Below are 19,189 nucleotides of genomic sequence, written 5' to 3'. Positions count from 1 at the left end.
TTGTGCCTCCTTGCTGCCGCCTATCAACAACCGAGGATAGCACAGGTTGCGCTGTCGCAGGATCGGAAGAAAGGATCAGGCGGCGAGTTCCTTCAACGGCACGCCGGCATCCGCCAGTCGGGCCTTGTCGGGACGCGCCTTTGCGATCACCAGCGCGCGGCCCTGGACATAGTCCTTCACCGCATTGACGCAATCGAGCGCGATCACCTGTCCGCCGCGAAGATAGACGACCGAGAAGGAGCGGTCTTCCGGCCGGCCCCGTACGATGGTTTCGTCATATCCGATTGAAAGCCCCACGGTCTGGAGGCGAAGGTCGTACTGGTTGGACCAGAACCACGGGATCGCAGTGTAGGGCGCTGGCGCTCCGGTGATGTATTTGGCGACGGTGGTCGCCTGGTCATTGGCGTTCTGTACCGATTCCAACCTGATCCGCTGGCCGTCGGCAAAGCCGTTTACATGATTGGCGAGATCGCCGATGGCGAACACGTCGGGCAGCGAGGTGCGGCAGAACTCGTCCACCTCCACGCCGTTGGAGCAGACCGCGCCCGCATCCTTCAACACGTCGATCGCAGGGATGATGCCAATGCCGACGATCACGCACTGGGCGGGCAGTATCTCGCCGTCTTCCATGCGGACACCTGAGGCCTCGCCGTTGCTTTCCTCGATGCAGTCGATGCGGGCGTTGAGACGCACGTTGACGCCATGGGCGCGGTGTTCCGCCTCGTAAAAGCGCGACAGCGTCTCCCCGGCGACGCGGGCGAGGACGCGGTCCAGCGCTTCCAGCACCGTCACCTTCTTGCCCAGCTTTGAAAGGACGGCAGCAGCTTCCAGTCCGATATAGCCGCCGCCGATGACAACGACCTCGTTGATCGTCGGAAGCTCCGACATGAGCCGGTCGACATCGGCGCGGGTCCGCACTGCATGGACGCGCTGCAACGCCGATCCGCTACAGGTGAGCCGGCGCGGGCTGCCGCCGGCCGCCCAGATCAGCTTGCCGTAGGAGATCGTCCGCCCGTCCGCCAGGGTCGCGGTGTGGGCGACCGCGTCAATCCCGGTCACGCGCGCATTCAGCACCAGATCGATGTCGCGCTCTTCATAGAAGCTGCGCGGGCGGATCAAAATGCGGTCGAAGGTCTTTTCCTGCGACAGATATTCCTTGGACAGGGGAGGCCGCTCATAAGGGATTTCGGGTTCGTCGCCGACGATGGCGATCGACCCCTCGAACTTGTGCTGACGAAGCGCCACCGCCGCCTGAGCACCGCCATGGCCCGCGCCGACGATAAGCACATCAACCTTGTCCGACATTCCTTCCGACTCCCGGTTTTCCTTTGGTTGGCATCCCCTAGCGGAAAGCTTTTTGCAGCGCTAGTTGACCCTTGATGCGAGTCCTGCTTATAGCGCCTGCGCGTCAGCCTTTCGGGGCGGAGTAGCTCAGCTGGTTAGAGCAGCGGAATCATAATCCGCGTGTCGGGGGTTCAAGTCCCTCCTCCGCTACCATCACCCCCCCCGACACGGCTGTGTGGCGGCTGTTGGGGTAGGCGACGGGGCCAAGCAAAGCGTTGAGACGTCCTTCGATATCGATTGCTATGCCGCCGTCGGTGGCGCGGGCGAGTGTGATGCTGCTGACCAGGTCGCGCACCGCGTCGGCGGCTTCCTGTACGCCGTGCTCCAGCGCGCGGCCGAGCGCGCTGTGCAATTCACCGAGTTGCTGCTCGTAGCGTTTAAGCGCCTGCGGATGCAGGGTTACGATGTTCGGGGCTTCGCCAGACGACGCCAGTTGCTCGCGCAGCGCGGATTCTTCGACCATCAGTTCCTTTGCCCGCCGATCGAGGCGGTCGACGTCGCCCACGCCCTTCACCAGCCAATCGGTAACGCGTTCGGCTTCCTTGTCGATCGCGGCGAGCCGCCGTTCGATATCCGCCCGTCGCGAGATGGTGTCAGCCGCCAGTCGCTGCCGTTCGGCGTGGTACTCGCGAACGTATTCGGTCATGATGGTCGGGTGAACAAGCTCGCCGCGCAGCCCGTCGAGCACCGCCTTCTCGACGGTGTCGAGATAGAAGGTCGCCGGATCGGGGCAGTCGCCGCGCTCGGCCTGGGCCGTGCACCTGATGCGGGTACGTCCGGATTTGTCCTTTCCCATCGTGGACATGCCCGCACCGCATGCGCCGCACCTGAGCAGCCCGGAAAGGATGCGGCGCGGGCGACGCTTTTCCCATGGCCGCGCGCCGCCCCGCGCCAACAGCCGCGCCTGGGCGGCAGCGAAGGTGTCGCTGTCAACGATCGCCAGCGCCGGCACATCGGTGATCGTCCATTCTTCGGGTAGATTCTCGCGCGATACACGTTTGCCGGTGTCGGGGTCGCGGACCATGCGCACGCGGTTCCAGACCTGCCTGCCGGCATAGAGTTGATTGTGCAGAATGCCGTTCTGCCGCGCCCGCGAACCAACGATGGTGCTGGCGTTCCAGCGCGCCCCGAAGGGTGCCGGAACCGCGTCTTTGGTGAGGCCGCAAGCGATATCGCGCGGGGTCCTTCCGGCCAGATATTCGGCATAGATGCGCCGGACGATCGCCGCTTCCTCTTCCACGATCACACGCTCGCCCGGCTTACCCGGCAACGGCCGGTAGCCATAGGCGCGCCCGCCGGCGGAACGGCCGTCGCGCGCAATGCCCGCCATGGTGCGCCTGATCTTGTGAACATTGTCCTCGCGGTAGAGCTGGCCGATCAGGCCGCGCAGGCCCACCAGAACAGTGTTCACCGCGCCTTCGTGCACCGCGCGGATCTGCACGCCCTGGAAGGTGAGCCGCTTATGGATGCCGGCGAGATCCTCCATGTCGCGCGAGAGACGATCGAGCGCCTCGACGATGACCACGCCCACCCGCCCGGCGCGTGCGTCTTCCATCAGCGCATCGAGCCCTTCGCGACCGAAACGCGAGCCGCCGGAGCGCGCGCGATCGGAATGGACGGCCGTGATTTCCAGACCTTCGCGCTCGGCAAAGGCCCGGCACAGCGCAACCTGATCGTCGATCGAGCGGTCGCTCTGGAGTTCGGTTGAAAACCGGGCGTAGATCGCCGCCTTAGTGCTGATCGCGTTCATCCTGAAGCCGTCTGTGATCCTCTCTCGCCGCTGCGCGTGCGAGCGCCCTGGCGAGGCGGAGAATGGCCTCGTCCGGCTGGCGCTGCAAGGGGGCGGCGGCGGGCTTCACCGGTTTGCGATTTCCAGCAGCACGTCGGCATGACACGGCGCACATTGATCGCATTGGACGCCAAGCGGGAGGCCGTCCTGGTGCGCCTCGCACAGCTTGCACCAGCAGGCGAGATTCCTGCCGCGCAGTTCGGCCTGGATGTCTTCGATCGCAGGTGGCTGGGGCGCGGTGATCGCGGGAGACGTTGCAAAGGCGACGCGCTCGCCTTCCCGTTCAGCATAGAGGCCGCAGTCCTGGATCCGGCACGCCGCCGCGTTATTGATCCATTCGCGAAACAGGATCACCGATGCGCGCTGGCGGCCGGCAGGGTCGCCCTTGCAGCCGCAGGCGAGCGCCGTCCAGCAGTGTTCGGACGCTTTCAGGTTGAAGGGGTTGCCCCATTTGGTGCGACGGTCGACCGTGACCGTGTTCTCCGGCATGCGCCAGCCCAGGGTGCGGCCCCGCTTGATGCGCCTTGGTGTCACGCGGCTTTCTCCTGCGGCTCCTGAAAGGTGAGCGGATCGATGCCGGCGTCGAGGCAACGCCTGCGCCGCTCCAGCTCCTGGGCCGCGCCGCCGATCTGGATGGTGAGCAGCTTGTCCCAATAATCGGACAGGATCGCCTCCATCGCGGCGATCTCTTCGTCCACGTCGGCCTGGCTGGCCTTGCCGCTTTCGACGATAGCCGGATAGACGCGGCGGCGGCGCTCCACCTCGCGCACCAGCGCCTTGATCTTGCGCTCATAGCCGACGCTTTCGAGGATGCGGCATTCCGAACGGACATAGCCGAAGCTGTCGAGCAGGCTCATGCCCGCACCTGCGGGAATGCGCTGTGCAGCACGCCATCGAGCAGGCGACCGGCGCGCTTTTTGCCGACGCGGTAGAGATCTGGTTCGTCGTCGACGTGACCATCGGGATATGACCACCTCTCTTCCCAGCGGCCATCCCAAAGGCTGATCCCCTTGGCGACCCGCTCCGGGTCGAGATAGTCGCCCGCGATTTCGCCCGGCGCATATTCACCCCATTGCTTGAAGAAATACGCCATGTCGTTTGCGGCGCAGAAATCACGCGCGGCGCGGTGCCAATCCGGATGCGATGGCCGTGCGGCTGAGCCGGATTCGCCACCGCTGATGATCTGGTCGATGAAATCCCATCCCTCCCAGTCCACGGGACCGAGCGCGGGTTCGTAGCTGACGAACTTGATCGCGGCCGGGGTGTTCGCGAAGTCTTCCCGGCGCTGATCAGCGCGCGCCTGATCCTCGACCGACACGCCCAGCCATACGTTGGGGAGGGGCCAGTCGCGCTGCCCGGCAGGGTGGCAGATCGCCCCCGTCACATAGGGAAGTTCGTCTGCGATAACGGTCCCGCCGCACTGTGCGGCCTGCGCGAGCCCCACGGCGCGGCTGACCCATTTGCGCATCCGGTCTGGCCGCTTGGTGAGCACCTGGAAAATGTGCTGCGGGCAGAGCGCCATGACAGCGAAGACCCGGTCGATCCATTCGTCGGGTACGTTCTCGTGAAACAGGTCGCCATGCGCGCAGACGAATATCTTGCGCGGGCGCTTCCATCGCAGCGGCTGGTCCAGCCATTCGGCGTTGAAGCGCACCTCGCCGTTCCAGACCGGCCCGGCTTTGCTGCCGACCGTCAGTCCATAGCGCGACTTGTGGTGCTGCAGCCGCGTGCCCGCCAGCTTCATCGCATAGCAATTGGTGCAGCCCGGCGAGACGACGCTGCAGCCGGTGACCGGATTCCACGTCGCGTCGGTCCATTCGATATGGGTGTGATCAGCCATGGATGGTGATCCCTTTCGGTGATGCGGGCTGGTCGCCCAGATGGGCGATGGCACGATTGACCAAGTGCAGGCCGATGATGCGCCGATGCACGGGCGGCACGGCCGAGAGGATGGTGGCGAAGATGCCGATCGCCATTTCCTGCGCGGCGCGCGGATCCTCGATAATGTCCGAGGCCTCGCGCACCATGTGGCGGATCTCGCGTGAGAGGTCCTGATCGCCGCTCATTTGCCAAGCACCTCGCCCTTGGCGGGGAAGGCGAAGACTTTCCCCCGGATGAGCCGGATCGGCGGGTTGCGGTCGCCCGCCAGATGGACGCGCCGCCAGCGGTCGGCGTCGGCGCGCTCAGGGCAATCGGTGGATGCTTGCTGCTGCATGTCGATCCTTTTCAGAACGGGTTGCAGTGGATGCAGGAGGCGCTGTCGCAGCCGCCGCAGGGCGGTGGCGCATCCGGATCGTGATCCCAGAACGCGACGACGATGAGCGTGGCGATGATGGCGACGATCACCGTGAGGCCGATCAGCTCCAGCGTCTCGGGCGTGAGCAGGGCGGCCATGCTCAGATCCTCATCGGCATCAGGATGATGGTGAGGCCCGGGTGCGCGGGGCAGCTGAGGCGTGCCTGGCTGCCGGCGTCCGACAGCTCTATCGTCGCCCGCTCGCCGCCGAACAGCTGCAGCGCGGATTTCAGCAGCCGCGCGTTGAAGCCGATGGCGATCTCATCGGCCATGCGCAGCTGGGCGTCGTCGATCGGCTCGATCGCCTCGCCGCCTTCGGCCGTGGTGATGCAGACCGAAGACGTGGCGGTGCCGAGCTGGAGGCGGACGGCGCGGGTCTTTTCGGTCGCGACCGGTTCCACCGCGGCGATGGCGCGGACCAGCTCGGCCGCCGGGCATTCGAACTGGATCGGCAGGCTGCCGGGCACGATGCGGCGATAATCGGGGAATGTCCCGTCGATCAGCCTTGACCAGAGCGTTACGTCTCCGACGGTGAACCGGCAGTGGCGCGCCGAGATCTCCATGCCGATATCGGTCACATCCTCGCCTGCGGCTTTCAGCAGGCCGATCAATGTGGTGATCACGCGGGTGGGAAGGATCGCGCTGTCGGGCCATGCCTCATCGTCGAATTCGGCGAGTTCCACACGATCCAGGTGAAGGCGCGATCCATCGGTCGCGACAAGGCGCAGATCCTGCCCGCCCTGGCCCGGCTCCGGGTGGATGTGGATGCCGTTCAGATAATAGCGCGTCTCTTCGGCGGACTGGGCCGGAGCGACATTGCCGAGCGCCTTTGCAAGCAGGTCGCGCGGCATGGTGACGGCATTGTCCGGCGTCGCCAGGCTGATGTCGGGGAAATCCTCGACCGGCATGGTCCAGAGCCGCCGCTTGCCGCCGTTGCGGGCGGTGATCACCAGCTTGCCGTCATCAAGGGCAAGGCTCGCCTGATCGCCCGCCAGCGTCTTTGCGACATCGCGGAGCATTGCGGCGCTGACGATCACCGGCGCGTTCAGCACGCCGTCGCAATCGATCGCGGTGGTGATGCGCGTATCGAGATCGGTGCAGGTGAGCCGCAGCCGGGCATTGCCGGTCTCGATCAGCACGCCTTCCAGCACCGGAATGGTCGCGCGCCTGGGTGCCACGCTGGCGACAAGGCTGAGCGCATCGGCCAGATCGTGGCGCTTGACGGTGGCGGTGGTGATCGGCGGCGCTTCGGGCGCGGATTTCTTCGCGGCGGTTCGTGCCATGGATTATTTCCCCAGGAGCATGGATGCGATGGCGATGACGCCAAGGCAGATGAGGCACAGCATCGCGAAGCGCTGAAAGCGCAGCTCGACGGGCGAGGCGGCGGGCGGCGCCGGGTGCTGCACGCGAGGAGCCTTGGGCGCATCGGGCCGGATGGCGCGCGACCAGAGCCGGGTCGGGCGGCTCGGATCGGGGCCGCGCGTCTGCATGAAGCTGATCCGCGCGACGGCGATCCAGCGCCCGCTTTCGGCGTGCTGGGGCGCGGCGTTGGCCTTTGCATAGGCCTCGCCAAAGCTGGCGGCGGTGCCGATCAGCTCGCCGGTGTCGTTGGCGTCGTCGATCGCGACGATCATCCAGTCGTCGACCATCACGGGCCGGTCTTCGTCCTGGCCGGGGGTGATCAGGCCGGGCGCGGCCTTTCGCGGCAGGCGATCGGGGCGGGGGCCGTCATCGACAGGCCAGAGATAGGGCGTGTTCATTATTCGCATCCCTTTCCTACGACTTCGCCGTTCGCGCCGGCGGTGAAATCCCGCCAGTGCCGCCACCCGGCATCGGGACAGTGAAAACCCCATTCGCGAATGCGGGGGCCGGTGATGAACAGGGTGAGCGCGGACGTGCCGGGGCGGATCTCGAGCCTGTGCGGGGAACGGGCGCTCCGGAACTTGAAGTCTCCGCCCGTCCTGAGGCGACGGTGATGAATGCCGCCGGCGTCGATCGTGTGTTCGACGTATTCGCCCGCGAGCAGCCAGCTGACATTCCACCAGGGATGATCGTGGAGCGCGCGATCATCGTCCGAGCGCAGCACCTGGTGCAGGTAGATGTTGAACAGCGGATTGCGCGGGATGACGTACCAGCGCTTCAGATATGGACGCGCGGGGTCACCGATCACCAGATCCGGCAAACGGCTGGTCATGGTGCGGAGCGCACGATGGGCGATGGCGTGGCGGATCACCATGACAGCAGCCCTTTCTCCCAGAGAAGGGCGAGTGCGATGGCGAGGCCGAACGCGGCGCCGATGCCCATGCAGACCAGGCCCTCGCGAAGTGACACGCCGCCGTGCGGGGCGACCCTGCCGGTGAGCTCGATGCCGTGCGGCTTCATGCCGCGCCCCGGCTGAGCTGGGCGCTGCCGCGCGTCATGGCGCTGCCGATCGGCAGCAGTTCGTCCAGGCGAACCGTCTTGGTGGTGTTGCCGCCGCTGACCAGCAGCGTGCCGTCAGCGTTGCGCTGGGTGATGCGGACGCGCTTGCGCCCGGCCTTCAGCAGCGCGTGGCTGCCGACCTGGGGAAATTCGGTTGAAGTCTTGAGCATGGTCGCCTCCCATCGGGTGATGGGCCATATTCCGATAATCGGAATGCAATTGTCAATCCGAAAATCGGAAATGACAGCGCGACGCCGTTTTCGCATTGTTTCCGATCACGGATCGGGGGCGTTCATGGAATATCTTGTACTGGGGGCGCTTGTGCTGGTGGGTTTTGCTTTGGCCGGGGCATTGAACCAAGATTCCGGGGGTTCCGGTGCCACCCGGTCAACGTCAGCAAGAGGGCCGGAGCGGCGGAACAAGCGGGCGAGAAACCCCTTGAACGGCGCGGCGCGGCGCGAGGCAGAGCGGTTCAACGAACGGGCGCGGGCGAAAGCAAGAAGCGACGGGAATTGGGATGATCGAGGCTGGATACATCCCGACGATTGGGTTCGCATGCGAAGCCCTGTGTTGGTCTTGAAATATCTCGCGCGAGCTGATGGCGTAATATCTGAATACGAGAGCGATGCTATCGCTGCTTGGAACCAATGGAGGCTGGAAAATTCACATTGGGGAGGGGTGTATACTGAGCCAAAGCGTGTTGCCATTGCGGATTTGTGTTCTGAACTGCACGCGACGGAGCATGAGTTCTCTCTGGCGCTACAGGCAATTTCTTCGGATTTTTCAACGAAGCAGAAGAAAAAGTTTCAGGAGGTGGTAACTCAGATGGCACAACACTGCGGCTCCAAAGGACATGCTGTGTTGAATGATATTCGGGCGGCGTTCGCCGCGTCCGATCAAAGCGGCGAGGCTTTCCAAACGACTCGGCCTACGACCTGAAACTGGTCTGTGCCAAGCATGATCGTGTGATGGCTCTCATTGGTTGACATGGGCTCAAGTCGGGCGGGATCGGTGCGGAAGCACTTTACGGTCGTTTCGCCATCTCCATTCATGACGGCATAGATACGGCCGGAAACCAACGCCTTATCGTCGGGGTCAATCGCGATATAGCCCCCTTCTTCGATGACAAGATTCATGCTGTCGCCCTCAACCCGAAGAGCGAACGTGTTCGGCCCGCCATTCTCGCACCAAACCCAGCCTTGCGGGTCTTGGACGGCCTCGCTCCAGTTTCCGGCAGTTATCTTGCCAGCTATTGGCACCCGTCGAATAGGCGGTGCTCCGGAATCATTATCGTCGGTGATACCGAGCCACTTGAACAGCAGATCGCGTTCAGCGGCGCGCAATGGCCGGCGGCCATGATAGACTTGATGCCCGACGGTGGTGCTTCGACCCAACGCAGTTCCGAGGTCGGCGTGGGTAAGACCCTTCGCCTTCATCGCCTCCCGTATAAGGTCCAGATCGGTCATGAAGAACGGCATGCGACGTTCGGAAATTGCCGTCGATTGCGAAGTTCGGAAAATCATGGTTGACAATGACGTTCCGAATATCGGAATGTCCCACCTATGGTTGCAGATATCATCCTCGCCTTGGGCGGCATCAGTGAGGTCTCACGTCGCATTGATGTGCCAACGAGCACCATCCATTCGTGGACGGCCAAAAATCGCATTCCCCGTTGGCGGCTGCCTCAGCTTGAAGAGGCGGCGCGGGCCTTGGGTGCGGAGTCTCTTGATGAGTTGGTGAGGCGTCATAGAGCCTCAGTTACCCCCGCCGCCACTGGCCCGTCATCCGGTAACGGACGCGAAACTACCGCAGAGGCGCGGGCATGAGCGCGCTTTGGTCATGTATCTGGCTGATCGGGGCGGCGGTGGCGGTGATCGATCGTCGGTTGCGTCGTATCGAGCGGCGGGCGGCATGTGCCGACCGATCCGACGAATTGTTCGAAGAAATGAAGATCCTTGCGCTGGACGGCCTGAAGGGGTTCAGCCGTAGCGGCGGGGAAGTTGAGCGCGCACCTTTCACCCCCGAGCAGGAGGAGCGCATCCGCGAGATGGTGCGCGAGGCGCTGCGGGCGCACGATCAGGCGTCCGCCGAGGCGATCCGCGCGACGATCCGTGAGTGCACTATCCCCGATGGGATACGTTTCACTCCCATGGATGATGAGGCGGGCGACCGGATGATGGATGCCGTGTTCGCCAATATGGTGGATCAACACCGACATGCGCGGGAGGAAAGGCGTTGGCCCAACCGGATCAAGCGCTTCCTGCGGCGTCTTTCGGGTTTCCGAGCATGACGGTGGTGAGCGCATCGTATGCGGCGGCAATGGCTGCTGCGTCATTGCCATCGACCGGTTTCACGCTTGAAATGCTCTTTTGCATGCGTGCGAGATCGGCCTGGTCGATCATGCCTTTGCGCACAAGCGTTGATATAAGGGCGCGTAGCAGCAATTCAGCGACGGACAAAGCCAGTTCCTTTCGTGATGGTTTCGACGACGTCACGATAGTCGATGGGGGTGGGGCCGCAAGTCCCGCCCCCGAAGGGCGCGCCAATGGCTGAGCGTCTCAATTCCGAAAAGCAGGGGCTGAAGCTGGCGGCGCGCGATCTGGTGCGAAGCGTCGGCGGGCAGGAGGCGGCGGCGGGGTTCTGCCGCGTGAGCCAGCAGCGGCTTTCCGAATATGGATCGGTGAACGCCGATCTGTTCATGCCCGCCGATGTGGTGATGGACCTGGAGGCCGTGACCCGGGGCGAACCCGGCGCGCCGCATGTCACCCGCTATCTGGCGCGCGCGGCCGGCTTCGGCCTGGTGGCGCTGCCAGAGCTGGGGGCGGTTTCTGCGAACTGGCACGATCATATCGGCGGGCTTGCCGAAGAGGCGGGCGACATCACCCGCAAGATCTGCGTCGCGCTGGCCGATGACGGCAAGGTGACGGGGCGCGAAGTGAAGGCGCACGGGCTGATTGCCGATGCCGAGCAGCTGCTGGAGATCGCGGTCAACCTGCGCGCGGCGCTGGCCCAGGCGATCGACGATCCCGGCTGACGGCGGGCGAGGGATGCCCGGCGGGGGCCGGGGTGGCGAGTGACGGTTTTCCAGGGGGGTCTTCCATGCAGGCAATGACGCAATCGGTGTCGACGTTCCGCCAGTGGATGGCAAAGGCCAGCGGCGGGGAAAGCTTCACCTATGCCCGCGCGCAGCGCTGCCCACGGGCCGATATCACCGACGAAGTGCGGCTGCTGCACGACACCGGCCTGCTGACCCTGAAGCAACGCAAGGTCGGGCCGGGGCTTTACGATTACATCGCCGAGCGGCGCGCCCATCCGCGCCCGCCCGCGACCGGATTTCACGATATGGAGCGCCGGGGGCGCGACCGGGGCGGGTTGGACGGCGCGGTGCATCGCGTCGCCACTCAGATCGCCCGCGCGCACGGATTTGGCGAGCCGATGCCCGACCGGCGCAGCATCGCGCTTGCCTCGCGCGAAGCGCCGCAGGCGATCAGCCGGGCGTTGAAGGCGCTCGCCGCCGCAGGGCAGGTCCGTTACCTGCCGCCGATCCGCAAGACCATCAAGGTCAAGCGGCGGTCGCGGGGCGTGCTGCGGGAGGCGCGGGCGTGAGCCGCTGGTTTCACATCGGGCTGCAGCTGCAGAGCATCTGCGATGAGCGCGACCGCACATTCGACGGGCGGGTGCTGGTGGTGCGCATCGGCCAATTCCAGCTGGAGATCGGCCTGTCGCGCTGGTGCAAATATGAGCGGATGCGGGAGAGGGCGCGGTGAGATTGCGGGTTCTCGACCTGTTCAGTGCCGCCGCAGGCGGGTGGTCGCTTGGCCTGCACCGCGCCGGGTTCCGCACTATGGCCGCTTGTGAGGCCGTGGAGTGGCGGCGCGTCATCTATGCGCAGAACAATCCCGATGTCAGGATCTATGATGATGTCCGAACCCTCACGGCAGAGCGGCTTCTGGGAGATTTCGGATACCTTCCCGACTTCATCGCCGGAAGCCCGCCGTGTCAGGACATCAGCAGCGCCAACACCAAGGGCAAAGGCGTCGACGGCGAGAGGTCCGGCCTCTATTTCGAAGCCGTCCGCCTTGTCGGAGAGTGCCGACCTCGTTGGTTCGCTTTTGAGAACAGCGCTAATCTCAGAACTCGGGGCGCTGACGCCGTGCTCGCCGCACTGGAAGCGCTCGACTACGCCTGCTGGCCGCTCGTGGTACGTGCTCGGGACATCGGCGCCAATCACGAACGGCCCCGGAGCTGGCTCATCGGATGCGACCTTGAGCAAGTTGCCGACGCAAATGGCGATGGATGGGCAGCGCAATGGAGCGGGAGGCGGCGCGGGTTCGACGTACCCTTTTCGGATGATCCTCTCCACGCCTCGCGCATCGGACATGAAGGCTGGCGGTCATGGCGACACGGGCCGGATGGGAACGGTGCGGCATCAGTTGACGCAGGCGATGCTTGGCACCCCCACCGCCAACGCGGCCCCGCGCGGTTCTGTTCTGAGAAGATCGAAGGGGATGGAAACTTCGCCGGAGGACTCATTCGACCGGACGCCATCGGCAGCGGAAATGGTGCATTTCCTGATAGACGGGAAACTCCCGACCCCGACCAAGCGCGACAAGCGCATGGATGCATGGTCTCCGGCATACGACAAGCGGAAGTCGCCGACGATGGACGCCGTGCTGGATGGAGCGATGACGGATCGCGCGCCGGACAAATGGGCCTATGCCCGCCAGATCGCGGCAATGCTGACGGAAGCGGGACTCTCTGGAGCCTCGATGACCTTGCCCGCCACCTACAACTGGATGATGGGCTTTCCGCCAGGCTGGCTGGGACGCGCGTTGGAATCGGCGGTCCGAAAGGGACTGCTGCCGCTTCCCTCATCGTCGAAGCGTTCGGGGATGCCGTCGTCCCCCAAATCCCGGAAGCGATCGGGCGCGCAATCCTGAAGACTGAGGCGGCGCTTGCTGCCGTGTACGGGAGGATGGCGGCATGACAGCTGCGCGCGTGCGATCGTCCAGCCCTGATGCTGCTGCCGCAAAGGTGAAGCGGCATCCCGATGACTGGTATCCGACGCCGGAGCCGGTCACGCGCGCGCTGCTCCATCACTGGACGTTCTGGGCGGGACCGGACGTGTTGTCGCCCGTGTGGGAGCCCGCCTGCGGCGATTGCCGGATGGCGAATGTCATCGCCGACAAGGGATATGCGGTCATCGGGACCGATCTGGTCTTTCGCGGCGGCATTGGGCAAGGCGGGATCGATTTCCTTCTGGAACAGCGACCGCTGGCGCCGACGATCATCACCAATCCGCCGTTCAAACTTGCGTCCGCCTTCGCGCGTCACGCGCTGAGCCTTCGACCGCAGCACGTCGCCATGCTGCTGCCGATCGGCTTTCTGGGCGGGCAGTGGCGCGGGCGCAATCTGTGGACCGCCTTTCCGGAATTTGGCGCGCCGCAGTTGCTGGTCAGCCTTCGCCGCTTTTCGATGTGGCCGGGCGACGCCGAGATCCCGGTTGATGCCGGCAGCACCAACATGGATTTCGCCTGGTTCATCTGGTCGCGCATGGCGATGGCCGGGCCGCCGCGCTGGTTCGACTGGAAGGATTTCCAGTGAGCGTCTACGTCGACAGCGAGCGTAATCGCTTCGGTCGCATGGTGATGTGCCACATGTTCGCCGATACGGCGGATGAGCTTCACGCCATGGCTGCGAGAATCGGCATGCGGCGCTCATGGTATCAGCCGTTCAGCTTCCCTCACTACGATGTGTGCCTCACCCGTCGCGGCAAAGCGATCGAGCATGGCGCGCTCGTGGTTGATCGGCGGCAGGGATACCTGATCCGAAAAGCGATCCGGGTGCGCATTCTTGAAGATGAGCCTTTTGCTCGAGAGTGGCGGGCATGAGCCGCGCCTGGGCACAATTCGAGGTGCATTACCGCCAGCTGGGCCGCGCGCTGCTGGTCGATATCGCCGAAAAGGTCGGAATGCCGATCGAGCTTGCCGAGGCGCGCGCCGGGCAGATTGACAGGGAAATGGAGGGGAAGGCGCAATGCTTAACCGAGCGACGCTGATCGGCCATCTTGGGCGCGACCCAGAGGCGCGGACAATGCAGAACGGCGGCGAGGTGGTGACGCTGAACGTCGCCACGTCCGAACATTGGAAAGACCAGTCCGGGCAGCGCCAGGAGCGCACCGAATGGCACAAGGTGGTGATCTTCAACGAAAACCTGGTCGATGTGGCGAAGAAATATCTGCGCAAGGGGAGCCGGGTCTTCGCCGAAGGCCAGATCCAGACCCGCAAATGGACCGATAATGCCGGGATCGAGCGCTATTCGACCGAGATCGTGCTGCAGCGATTCCGCGGTGCTTTGACCCTGCTCGACAAGCGCGAAAGCGACCCGGGGCGCAACGACTATTCCAGCCACCAGACGCGGGAGGCGCAGGGGGCATCCGCTGGCGGAGGGGCAGGGGCGTCCGCGCCCTTCGATAGCGATCTAGACGACGACGTTCCTTTCTAGGGGCAAGTGACAGTGCCGAGTGACAACACGCTGCTTTCTGCGGCGCAGGATTTTGCCGCCCGTGGCTGGCCGGTTTTCCCTTGTTCTCCCGAGAACAAGCAGCCGCTGGTCGCGGCCCGGCGCGACGGCGAGGGCAAGCCGATCCGGGGCACGGGCGGCGTGTCGGCGGCGAGCTGCGACGCGAACCAGGTGCAGGCGTGGTGGACGAAATGGCCGAACGCGATGATCGGCCTCGCCATGGGCCGGAACGGGCTGTTCGCGCTCGATTTCGACCCGCGCATCGATGACGAAACCGGCGAGGTCTTCACGCTCGATACGCTGAAAGCAGAGCTGGAAACCCAGATGGGCTGCGCGCTGCCGGCGTCGCTGGCGGTGGTGACTCCATCGGGCGGGGTGCATGTCTATCTGCGCCAGCCCGAAGGTGAGCCGATCCGCAACCGGGGCAATCTGCCGCGCCATGTCGATGTGCGTGGCGAGGGCGGCTATGTGATCGCGCCGCCATCGTCACGCGCCGACGGCATCGGCTATCGCTGGCTGCGGGGGGAGGACCAGGCCGAAGCGGCCGAAGCGCCGCCGGTGCTGGTCGAGATCCTGCGAACCAAGGGCAAAGGCGAACGCAAGCCATCCGGTGATGTGAAGCGCGCCGCCCAGCCCGATGTGCAGGGCCAGGTGGATGATGCCGTGCGCAAATATGCGATGGCGGCGCTGGACGGCGAGATCCGCACGGTGCAGGGCGCGCCCGACGGCACCCGCAACAATCAGCTGAACGCTTCGGCCTATGCGCTGGGCCAGCTGGTGGGCGCGGGTGCGCTGCCGATCTCATTGGTGCGTGCGGCGCTGCAGGACGCCGCCAGGGCGTGGCCGGACTATCCCAAATCGGAAGGGACGATCGAAAGCGGTCTGACGGCCGGAATCGAACAACCGCGCGATCTCAGCGAGATCGCGTCCGCTGCTGCTGCGCGCGGGCAACGTCGTGGTGGAAGGACGGGAGCTGGCCTCAGCCCGGTGCAAAGGCCCGAGCCGCCGCCGCCCGACAGCGCGGACGATTTCGGCTTCTCCCCCGCACCCCCTCCCGATGGGGATGGCCAACCGGCAAGCTTCCAAATGGAAGGGCCACCGCCTTCTCCACCAGCTGGGGGGCGGGGGGACGATGAACTTGACCGCAAGTTGGCGTTCTATCCGCTCACCGACCTGGGCAATGCCGAGCGGTTCCGCGACCGGTTTGGCGGGCGATTCCTGTGGTGCCCGGCGATCGGCTGGTTCGCCTGGGACGGCAAACGCTGGAACAGCCATGCCGCCGAGGCGCTGGTGCAGCGCGCCGTCTATGACACGGTGCGGGCGATCGGCGATGAAGCCGAGCTGGTGAAGGCATCCGGCCACCGCGATGATGGCGGGCTGGATTTCATCGTGAAGGTGGCCCGCGACGGGACCATCACCTGGTATTCCGACAAGATAGCGCAATGGGGCCGGGTGTCCGAAGGCGCGGGGCATCTGGCTTGCATCGCAAGGCTGGCCCAGCCATTTCTTGAAGTGGACGTCGACGATTTCGACGTCGATCCGTTCGCGATCAACGTGCTGAACGGCACCATCCGCGTCGGCAAGGGCGATGACGGCAAGCCCAGGGTGCGCTTCACGCGGCACGATCCCGCCGACAGGATCACCAAGATTGCGCGGGTGATCTATGATCCGCAGGCAGCAAGCCCGGACTATGACGCATTCATGGAGCGGGTGCAGCCCAATGAGGCGACGCGGCGATTCCTGCATGCATGGGGCGGTCTGAGCCTGACCGACGATGTGAGCGACCAGAAGCTGGTGTTCGGATATGGCACCGGGCGGAACGGCAAATCGACCTGGGTGGAAGCGCTGGCATGGCTGGCGGGCGACTATTCCGACACGGTGCCGATCAATTCGCTGATGGACCAGGGCCGCCAGCGCAAGGGCGGCGACGCGACGCCCGATCTCGCCAAGCTGACCGGCGTGCGCCTGCTGCGCGCATCGGAGCCGGAAAAGGGCGCGAAGCTGGCCGAAGCGCTGATCAAGCTGGTGACGGGCGGCGAGCCGGTGGACGTGCGCCACCTGAACAAGGATTTCTTCAAGCTCATCATCAAGTTCAAGCTGACGATCTCGGGCAATTACCGCCCGAAGATCGACGGCACGGACGAAGGCATCTGGCGGCGCATGCTGCTGGTGCCGTGGCAGGTGACGATCCCGAAGGAAGAGGTGGACCGCGACCTGCCCAAAAAGCTGCAGGCCGAAGGCGCGGGCATATTGAACCGGCTGCTGGCCGGGCTGCTCGACTGGATGGAACATGGGCTGAAGCCGCCTGAAGAGGTGGATGAGGCGACATCGCGCTATCGGGCGGACAGTGACCCGCTGGGGCAGTTCCTCGGCCTGTGCGTCGTCGAGGAGCGCGATCAGCGGATCGGCGCGTCGGCGCTGCACGCGGTCTTCTCCGCCTGGTGCAAGTCCGCCGGCGAAAAGGAATGGTCGCCCAAGGGCCTGTCGTCGGCGCTGCTCGATCGAGGCTGGCGGAAGCTCAGGTCGAACGGGATGCAGTGGAAAGACGTGAAGCTCATCAAGCAGGTGAGCGACTTCGTCGACGAACATGGACGGCCGCTGGAGGATCGCAGGCCCGACGATGGCCCGGACGATTACAGCGGGGGCGGCACATTCAGACCCGATGATGTGGGGGATGAATGGTGACGATCCTTCCAAGCTTCCAAAAATGGAAGGTTAGAGGCTTCTCGAAAGTCGCGAATTTCTGCGGCTTTGGAAGGTTGTGGAAACATAGGAAGGGTTTTGTCTGCCCGCCGCTCCTAGCGTGTGTGCGCAGGCGCGCATGCGTAAAGCACGGGTCACATATAACCTTCCTATCTTTCCATAACCTTCCAACCTTCAATGAAAACAATGGTTTGATCGTGGAAGGATCGCGCCTTTCGCGGAAGCTTTGCGCCAAATGTGGAAGGATGGCTGCGATATGAAGGGGGAATGGACGCCCGATGCCGTGCAGGAAGGCTTCATCCAGGCATGGGAGAGCCTGCGGCGCATGCCCGACCGAGAAAAGGGATGGATGCGATCGGGCACGTCGTCGCTCTGGCGTCAGGTGCAGCGGGAGTGGGGCGCCTATTCGCAGGACGCCGAGGATGTGCGCCTGACGCTGGGGCTGCGCGCCGTCGAGGTGGATCAGATGGAAGAGGCACTTCAATGGCTGGAGCTGCTGCGTCCCGAAGACCGCAAGCTGGTTGGCGCCGTGCTGCCCGTGCTGGCGAAGGGCTATTCCCGCATCCCATGGGGCCGGATCAAGGCGCGACGGGGGCTGGAGGGCAAGCCGGACACGCTGAAGAAGCGATATCGCCGCGCGCTGGATATGATCGCGGCAGCATTAAATACCGGAATTGATTTGACGAATTCGAAGTCAAGACAAGAAATCGTACAAGGCTGAAATATCGTGTGTCCCCCTGGCGCAAAAAATCCGTATGTTTGGTGTCAGCGTTGCGAGACGCTCGCGCATTGGCGGGGGCAGATCGAAGCGTTGGCCTTCTGGGCATCCTCTCCTAATCACTTGGCCCGCGTGGCCGCCGTCATCTTCGAGCGCGTCGGGGGTGTGTGCGGTTGCGCGGGCCGTTTTGCGAGGGATGCCCTGGCGCGCTGCAGGATGGGGGGCGATCATGTGACGCACTGCGCGGGGTCGGGGCGGCTTGGGTCCTTCCTGGCGCTCCGACCCTATGCGGGGCGCGAAGGCGCATGTTGTGCGAAGTTCCTGATTTTTCAGGGCTTCTCTTGTTGTTTTTTGGGTTTCGGTTCACGGCGATGAACTGTTCGCTGTCCGAATTCGTCGCGATGCCGGGGGTTCCTTCGGAGCCCACGCTGCGCAAGCTGATCGACGAAAACCCGGATTTCCCGGTGGTCAGCCGGGGCAAGAATGGCCAGGCCTATGAGATCGACGCCGAAGCCGGGCTGAAATGGCTGAAGGCCCGGCGCGAAGCGGAAGAGCAGGCCCGGCGCGAGCGGCAGGATCGTTTGAACCAGCTGTCGCTGAACCTGCTGGGCAGCGACGCGGCGGCGCGGCCCGGTAACAGCGGCTTGAGCCCGCGCGAGATCAGCGAGGCCCTGCAGGCCGAGGTCGATGCGATCAAGCTGGCGCAGCTGCGCGGCGAGCTGGTCCGCAAAGTTGAGGTGGAAGCGGCGCTGAGCCAGTTCATGGTGGCGCTGCGGCAGCAGCTGCGGACAATGCCACAGCGCCTGGGCAAGCGCGTTGAGGTGCGCAGGGAAATCCTGATCGCGCTCGATGCGTTGATCGACGGCGATCTGCACCTGATCGCTGACCGGCTCAAACGCATGGGCGCGCAGGTGCCTGCGGAAGAGAAATAGTTCGCTCGTTTTGGTCCGGGGCCGTCCTTCGTGGCGGCCCTTTTCATATGATGAGGTTTTGACATGCAGCTATCGGTGTCGGTGCGCAACGCGCGCCTGGATGCATTCGAATCCGCCATTGGCGCGGACGCGATCATGAAGATCAGGACAGGCGCTGCGCCTGCCAGCTGTGCAACGGCCGACAGCGGTACGGTGCTGGCGACGCTGAACCTGCCTTCGGACTGGATGGCAGCGGCTTCCGGCGGCACGAAGGCCAAATCCGGCACATGGGAAGACGCGGAGGCGGACGCAGCGGGCGTTGCGGCCCATTTCCGCATCTATGCTTCCGATGGCACCACCTGCCATGCGCAGGGGACGATCACCGCGACCGGCGGCGGCGGGGAGCTGACGCTGAACAACACCAACATTGCCCTGGGGCAGCCGATTGAGATCACCGGCTTTACACTCACCGAACCCGGCGCCTGA

30 protein-coding genes, 1 tRNA gene and 1 pseudogene are annotated in these 19,189 nt (G+C 64.6%); 17 read left to right on the top strand and 15 right to left on the bottom strand.

The window, feature by feature from the left end:
* Positions 1 to 75: 75 nt before the first annotated feature.
* The gene (locus tag BSL82_RS02470) at positions 76 to 1,305 is read right to left on the bottom strand and encodes an NAD(P)/FAD-dependent oxidoreductase (protein ID WP_072595882.1); all 1,230 of its coding nucleotides are present in this window, start codon (positions 1,303 to 1,305) and stop codon (positions 76 to 78) included.
* Positions 1,306 to 1,420: 115 nt separating this feature from the next.
* On the opposite strand from BSL82_RS02470, the gene BSL82_RS02465 reads away from it, so the two are divergent.
* A tRNA-Met gene (locus BSL82_RS02465) sits at positions 1,421 to 1,497 on the top strand.
* Here BSL82_RS02465 and BSL82_RS21685 read toward each other — a convergent pair.
* From BSL82_RS21685 to BSL82_RS02420, 12 genes are all read right to left on the bottom strand, one after another.
* A complete protein-coding gene (locus BSL82_RS21685; protein WP_072598555.1) occupies positions 1,454 to 3,094 on the bottom strand; it encodes a recombinase family protein in 1,641 nt (546 codons plus the stop codon). The two genes, BSL82_RS02465 and BSL82_RS21685, sit on opposite strands and share 44 nt — an antisense overlap.
* A gap of 105 nt (positions 3,095 to 3,199) precedes the next feature.
* Complete coding sequence (locus BSL82_RS02455; RefSeq protein WP_072595881.1) at positions 3,200 to 3,667, bottom strand: DUF4326 domain-containing protein; 468 nt, start codon at positions 3,665 to 3,667, stop codon at positions 3,200 to 3,202.
* Positions 3,664 to 3,990, bottom strand: coding sequence for a hypothetical protein (locus BSL82_RS02450; protein WP_072595880.1), 327 nt, complete (start codon positions 3,988 to 3,990; stop codon positions 3,664 to 3,666). Before BSL82_RS02450 ends, BSL82_RS02455 begins: the two co-directional genes overlap by 4 nt.
* The gene (locus BSL82_RS02445; RefSeq protein ID WP_072595879.1) at positions 3,987 to 4,973 is read right to left on the bottom strand and encodes a DUF5131 family protein; all 987 of its coding nucleotides are present in this window, start codon (positions 4,971 to 4,973) and stop codon (positions 3,987 to 3,989) included. The genes BSL82_RS02450 and BSL82_RS02445 overlap by 4 nt, the downstream gene beginning before the upstream one ends.
* Entirely contained in the window at positions 4,966 to 5,199 is a 234-nt protein-coding gene (locus BSL82_RS02440) for a hypothetical protein (RefSeq protein WP_072595878.1), read from the bottom strand. Before BSL82_RS02440 ends, BSL82_RS02445 begins: the two co-directional genes overlap by 8 nt.
* Positions 5,196 to 5,348, bottom strand: a complete 153-nt coding sequence (locus tag BSL82_RS20270) for a hypothetical protein (RefSeq protein WP_158010632.1) — start codon at positions 5,346 to 5,348, stop codon at positions 5,196 to 5,198. Before BSL82_RS20270 ends, BSL82_RS02440 begins: the two co-directional genes overlap by 4 nt.
* 11 nt (positions 5,349 to 5,359) lie before the next feature.
* Positions 5,360 to 5,527 (bottom strand): hypothetical protein, encoded by a 168-nt coding sequence (locus tag BSL82_RS20265; protein WP_158010631.1) that lies wholly within the window; start codon positions 5,525 to 5,527, stop codon positions 5,360 to 5,362.
* A 2-nt stretch (positions 5,528 to 5,529) separates the two neighbouring features.
* The gene (gene dnaN / locus BSL82_RS02435; RefSeq protein ID WP_072595877.1) at positions 5,530 to 6,711 is read right to left on the bottom strand and encodes a DNA polymerase III subunit beta; all 1,182 of its coding nucleotides are present in this window, start codon (positions 6,709 to 6,711) and stop codon (positions 5,530 to 5,532) included.
* A 3-nt stretch (positions 6,712 to 6,714) separates the two neighbouring features.
* The gene (locus tag BSL82_RS02430) at positions 6,715 to 7,188 is read right to left on the bottom strand and encodes a hypothetical protein (RefSeq protein ID WP_072595876.1); all 474 of its coding nucleotides are present in this window, start codon (positions 7,186 to 7,188) and stop codon (positions 6,715 to 6,717) included.
* Positions 7,188 to 7,622 (bottom strand): hypothetical protein, encoded by a 435-nt coding sequence (locus BSL82_RS02425; RefSeq protein ID WP_226998586.1) that lies wholly within the window; start codon positions 7,620 to 7,622, stop codon positions 7,188 to 7,190. Before BSL82_RS02425 ends, BSL82_RS02430 begins: the two co-directional genes overlap by 1 nt.
* A gap of 35 nt (positions 7,623 to 7,657) precedes the next feature.
* On the bottom strand, positions 7,658 to 7,810 hold the full coding sequence (locus tag BSL82_RS20260; RefSeq protein ID WP_158010630.1) for a hypothetical protein: 153 nt from the start codon (positions 7,808 to 7,810) through the stop codon (positions 7,658 to 7,660).
* Positions 7,807 to 8,019, bottom strand: a complete 213-nt coding sequence (locus tag BSL82_RS02420) for a hypothetical protein (protein WP_158010629.1) — start codon at positions 8,017 to 8,019, stop codon at positions 7,807 to 7,809. Before BSL82_RS02420 ends, BSL82_RS20260 begins: the two co-directional genes overlap by 4 nt.
* A 19-nt stretch (positions 8,020 to 8,038) precedes the next feature.
* On the opposite strand from BSL82_RS02420, the gene BSL82_RS20255 reads away from it, so the two are divergent.
* Positions 8,039 to 8,788 (top strand): hypothetical protein, encoded by a 750-nt coding sequence (locus tag BSL82_RS20255; RefSeq protein ID WP_158010628.1) that lies wholly within the window; start codon positions 8,039 to 8,041, stop codon positions 8,786 to 8,788.
* On the opposite strand, the gene BSL82_RS02415 is transcribed toward BSL82_RS20255, so the two are convergent.
* The gene (locus BSL82_RS02415) at positions 8,746 to 9,315 is read right to left on the bottom strand and encodes a LexA family protein (RefSeq protein ID WP_158010627.1); all 570 of its coding nucleotides are present in this window, start codon (positions 9,313 to 9,315) and stop codon (positions 8,746 to 8,748) included. The two genes, BSL82_RS20255 and BSL82_RS02415, sit on opposite strands and share 43 nt — an antisense overlap.
* A 96-nt stretch (positions 9,316 to 9,411) precedes the next feature.
* Here BSL82_RS02415 and BSL82_RS21680 point away from each other — a divergent pair, with 96 nt between their 5' ends.
* Positions 9,412 to 9,675, top strand: coding sequence for a carph-isopro domain-containing protein (locus tag BSL82_RS21680; RefSeq protein ID WP_418361269.1), 264 nt, complete (start codon positions 9,412 to 9,414; stop codon positions 9,673 to 9,675).
* Complete coding sequence (locus tag BSL82_RS02410) at positions 9,672 to 10,139, top strand: hypothetical protein (protein ID WP_072595872.1); 468 nt, start codon at positions 9,672 to 9,674, stop codon at positions 10,137 to 10,139. Before BSL82_RS21680 ends, BSL82_RS02410 begins: the two co-directional genes overlap by 4 nt.
* On the opposite strand, the gene BSL82_RS20250 is transcribed toward BSL82_RS02410, so the two are convergent.
* Positions 10,099 to 10,308 (bottom strand): hypothetical protein, encoded by a 210-nt coding sequence (locus BSL82_RS20250; protein ID WP_158010626.1) that lies wholly within the window; start codon positions 10,306 to 10,308, stop codon positions 10,099 to 10,101. The two genes, BSL82_RS02410 and BSL82_RS20250, sit on opposite strands and share 41 nt — an antisense overlap.
* A gap of 86 nt (positions 10,309 to 10,394) precedes the next feature.
* Here BSL82_RS20250 and BSL82_RS02405 point away from each other — a divergent pair, with 86 nt between their 5' ends.
* The 13 genes and pseudogenes from BSL82_RS02405 to BSL82_RS02360 all read left to right on the top strand — a co-directional run bounded on the left by BSL82_RS02405 (position 10,395) and on the right by BSL82_RS02360 (position 19,189).
* Positions 10,395 to 10,883 carry a hypothetical protein gene (locus BSL82_RS02405; RefSeq protein WP_072595871.1) on the top strand — a complete coding sequence of 163 codons (489 nt, stop codon included), beginning with the start codon at positions 10,395 to 10,397 and terminating at the stop codon, positions 10,881 to 10,883.
* Between the two features lie 65 nt (positions 10,884 to 10,948).
* Entirely contained in the window at positions 10,949 to 11,455 is a 507-nt protein-coding gene (locus tag BSL82_RS02400; protein ID WP_072595870.1) for a hypothetical protein, read from the top strand.
* Entirely contained in the window at positions 11,452 to 11,616 is a 165-nt protein-coding gene (locus BSL82_RS20245) for a hypothetical protein (protein ID WP_158010625.1), read from the top strand. Before BSL82_RS02400 ends, BSL82_RS20245 begins: the two co-directional genes overlap by 4 nt.
* A pseudogene (locus BSL82_RS21675) lies at positions 11,613 to 12,107 on the top strand (DNA cytosine methyltransferase); the annotation flags it as partial. The gene BSL82_RS20245 and the pseudogene BSL82_RS21675, both read left to right, overlap by 4 nt.
* Positions 12,108 to 12,228: 121 nt before the next feature.
* Positions 12,229 to 12,789 (top strand): hypothetical protein, encoded by a 561-nt coding sequence (locus tag BSL82_RS20885; protein WP_226998725.1) that lies wholly within the window; start codon positions 12,229 to 12,231, stop codon positions 12,787 to 12,789.
* 43 nt (positions 12,790 to 12,832) lie between these two features.
* The gene (locus tag BSL82_RS02390; protein ID WP_072595868.1) at positions 12,833 to 13,453 is read left to right on the top strand and encodes a hypothetical protein; all 621 of its coding nucleotides are present in this window, start codon (positions 12,833 to 12,835) and stop codon (positions 13,451 to 13,453) included.
* Positions 13,450 to 13,740, top strand: a complete 291-nt coding sequence (locus tag BSL82_RS02385; protein WP_072595867.1) for a DUF4031 domain-containing protein — start codon at positions 13,450 to 13,452, stop codon at positions 13,738 to 13,740. Before BSL82_RS02390 ends, BSL82_RS02385 begins: the two co-directional genes overlap by 4 nt.
* Positions 13,737 to 13,907 (top strand): hypothetical protein, encoded by a 171-nt coding sequence (locus BSL82_RS20240; RefSeq protein WP_158010624.1) that lies wholly within the window; start codon positions 13,737 to 13,739, stop codon positions 13,905 to 13,907. Before BSL82_RS02385 ends, BSL82_RS20240 begins: the two co-directional genes overlap by 4 nt.
* The gene (gene ssb, locus BSL82_RS02380; protein WP_072595866.1) at positions 13,886 to 14,353 is read left to right on the top strand and encodes a single-stranded DNA-binding protein; all 468 of its coding nucleotides are present in this window, start codon (positions 13,886 to 13,888) and stop codon (positions 14,351 to 14,353) included. The genes BSL82_RS20240 and ssb overlap by 22 nt, the downstream gene beginning before the upstream one ends.
* A gap of 12 nt (positions 14,354 to 14,365) precedes the next feature.
* Positions 14,366 to 17,056: a phage/plasmid primase, P4 family gene (locus tag BSL82_RS02375; protein WP_072595865.1), complete on the top strand. Its 2,691-nt coding sequence runs from the start codon at positions 14,366 to 14,368 to the stop codon at positions 17,054 to 17,056.
* Between the two features lie 274 nt (positions 17,057 to 17,330).
* Positions 17,331 to 17,795 carry a DUF6362 family protein gene (locus tag BSL82_RS02370; protein ID WP_158010623.1) on the top strand — a complete coding sequence of 155 codons (465 nt, stop codon included), beginning with the start codon at positions 17,331 to 17,333 and terminating at the stop codon, positions 17,793 to 17,795.
* Positions 17,796 to 18,163: 368 nt separating this feature from the next.
* Positions 18,164 to 18,724, top strand: a complete 561-nt coding sequence (locus tag BSL82_RS02365; protein ID WP_158010622.1) for a DUF1441 family protein — start codon at positions 18,164 to 18,166, stop codon at positions 18,722 to 18,724.
* 63 nt (positions 18,725 to 18,787) lie between these two features.
* A complete protein-coding gene (locus BSL82_RS02360) occupies positions 18,788 to 19,189 on the top strand; it encodes a hypothetical protein (RefSeq protein WP_072595862.1) in 402 nt (133 codons plus the stop codon).

It is taken from the genome of Tardibacter chloracetimidivorans (genome assembly GCF_001890385.1).
GTDB classification, from domain to species: domain Bacteria; phylum Pseudomonadota; class Alphaproteobacteria; order Sphingomonadales; family Sphingomonadaceae; genus Tardibacter; species Tardibacter chloracetimidivorans.
The sequence above is the reverse complement of the archived record's forward strand: the minus strand, read 5'-3'. Positions and strand labels throughout refer to the sequence as shown.

Bases quoted from the DNA above. Each gene is read 5' to 3' on its own strand.
- BSL82_RS02470 (WP_072595882.1), bottom strand. From the start codon at position 1,305: ATGTCGGACAAGGTTGATGTGCTTATCGTCGGCGCGGGCCATGGCGGT.
- BSL82_RS21685 (WP_072598555.1), bottom strand. From the start codon at position 3,094: ATGAACGCGATCAGCACTAAGGCGGCGATCTACGCCCGGTTTTCAACC.
- BSL82_RS02450 (WP_072595880.1), bottom strand. From the start codon at position 3,990: ATGAGCCTGCTCGACAGCTTCGGCTATGTCCGTTCGGAATGCCGCATC.
- BSL82_RS02445 (WP_072595879.1), bottom strand. From the start codon at position 4,973: ATGGCTGATCACACCCATATCGAATGGACCGACGCGACGTGGAATCCG.
- BSL82_RS02440 (WP_072595878.1), bottom strand. From the start codon at position 5,199: ATGAGCGGCGATCAGGACCTCTCACGCGAGATCCGCCACATGGTGCGC.
- BSL82_RS20270 (WP_158010632.1), bottom strand. From the start codon at position 5,348: ATGCAGCAGCAAGCATCCACCGATTGCCCTGAGCGCGCCGACGCCGAC.
- BSL82_RS20265 (WP_158010631.1), bottom strand. From the start codon at position 5,527: ATGGCCGCCCTGCTCACGCCCGAGACGCTGGAGCTGATCGGCCTCACG.
- dnaN (WP_072595877.1), bottom strand. From the start codon at position 6,711: ATGGCACGAACCGCCGCGAAGAAATCCGCGCCCGAAGCGCCGCCGATC.
- BSL82_RS02430 (WP_072595876.1), bottom strand. From the start codon at position 7,188: ATGAACACGCCCTATCTCTGGCCTGTCGATGACGGCCCCCGCCCCGAT.
- BSL82_RS02425 (WP_226998586.1), bottom strand. From the start codon at position 7,622: ATGACCAGCCGTTTGCCGGATCTGGTGATCGGTGACCCCGCGCGTCCA.
- BSL82_RS20260 (WP_158010630.1), bottom strand. From the start codon at position 7,810: ATGAAGCCGCACGGCATCGAGCTCACCGGCAGGGTCGCCCCGCACGGC.
- BSL82_RS02420 (WP_158010629.1), bottom strand. From the start codon at position 8,019: ATGCTCAAGACTTCAACCGAATTTCCCCAGGTCGGCAGCCACGCGCTG.
- BSL82_RS20255 (WP_158010628.1), top strand. From the start codon at position 8,039: ATGGGCCATATTCCGATAATCGGAATGCAATTGTCAATCCGAAAATCG.
- BSL82_RS02415 (WP_158010627.1), bottom strand. From the start codon at position 9,315: ATGACCGATCTGGACCTTATACGGGAGGCGATGAAGGCGAAGGGTCTT.
- BSL82_RS21680 (WP_418361269.1), top strand. From the start codon at position 9,412: ATGGTTGCAGATATCATCCTCGCCTTGGGCGGCATCAGTGAGGTCTCA.
- BSL82_RS02410 (WP_072595872.1), top strand. From the start codon at position 9,672: ATGAGCGCGCTTTGGTCATGTATCTGGCTGATCGGGGCGGCGGTGGCG.
- BSL82_RS02405 (WP_072595871.1), top strand. From the start codon at position 10,395: ATGGCTGAGCGTCTCAATTCCGAAAAGCAGGGGCTGAAGCTGGCGGCG.
- BSL82_RS02400 (WP_072595870.1), top strand. From the start codon at position 10,949: ATGCAGGCAATGACGCAATCGGTGTCGACGTTCCGCCAGTGGATGGCA.
- BSL82_RS20885 (WP_226998725.1), top strand. From the start codon at position 12,229: ATGAAGGCTGGCGGTCATGGCGACACGGGCCGGATGGGAACGGTGCGG.
- BSL82_RS02390 (WP_072595868.1), top strand. From the start codon at position 12,833: ATGACAGCTGCGCGCGTGCGATCGTCCAGCCCTGATGCTGCTGCCGCA.
- BSL82_RS20240 (WP_158010624.1), top strand. From the start codon at position 13,737: ATGAGCCGCGCCTGGGCACAATTCGAGGTGCATTACCGCCAGCTGGGC.
- ssb (WP_072595866.1), top strand. From the start codon at position 13,886: ATGCTTAACCGAGCGACGCTGATCGGCCATCTTGGGCGCGACCCAGAG.
- BSL82_RS02370 (WP_158010623.1), top strand. From the start codon at position 17,331: ATGAAGGGGGAATGGACGCCCGATGCCGTGCAGGAAGGCTTCATCCAG.
- BSL82_RS02365 (WP_158010622.1), top strand. From the start codon at position 18,164: ATGAACTGTTCGCTGTCCGAATTCGTCGCGATGCCGGGGGTTCCTTCG.
- BSL82_RS02360 (WP_072595862.1), top strand. From the start codon at position 18,788: ATGCAGCTATCGGTGTCGGTGCGCAACGCGCGCCTGGATGCATTCGAA.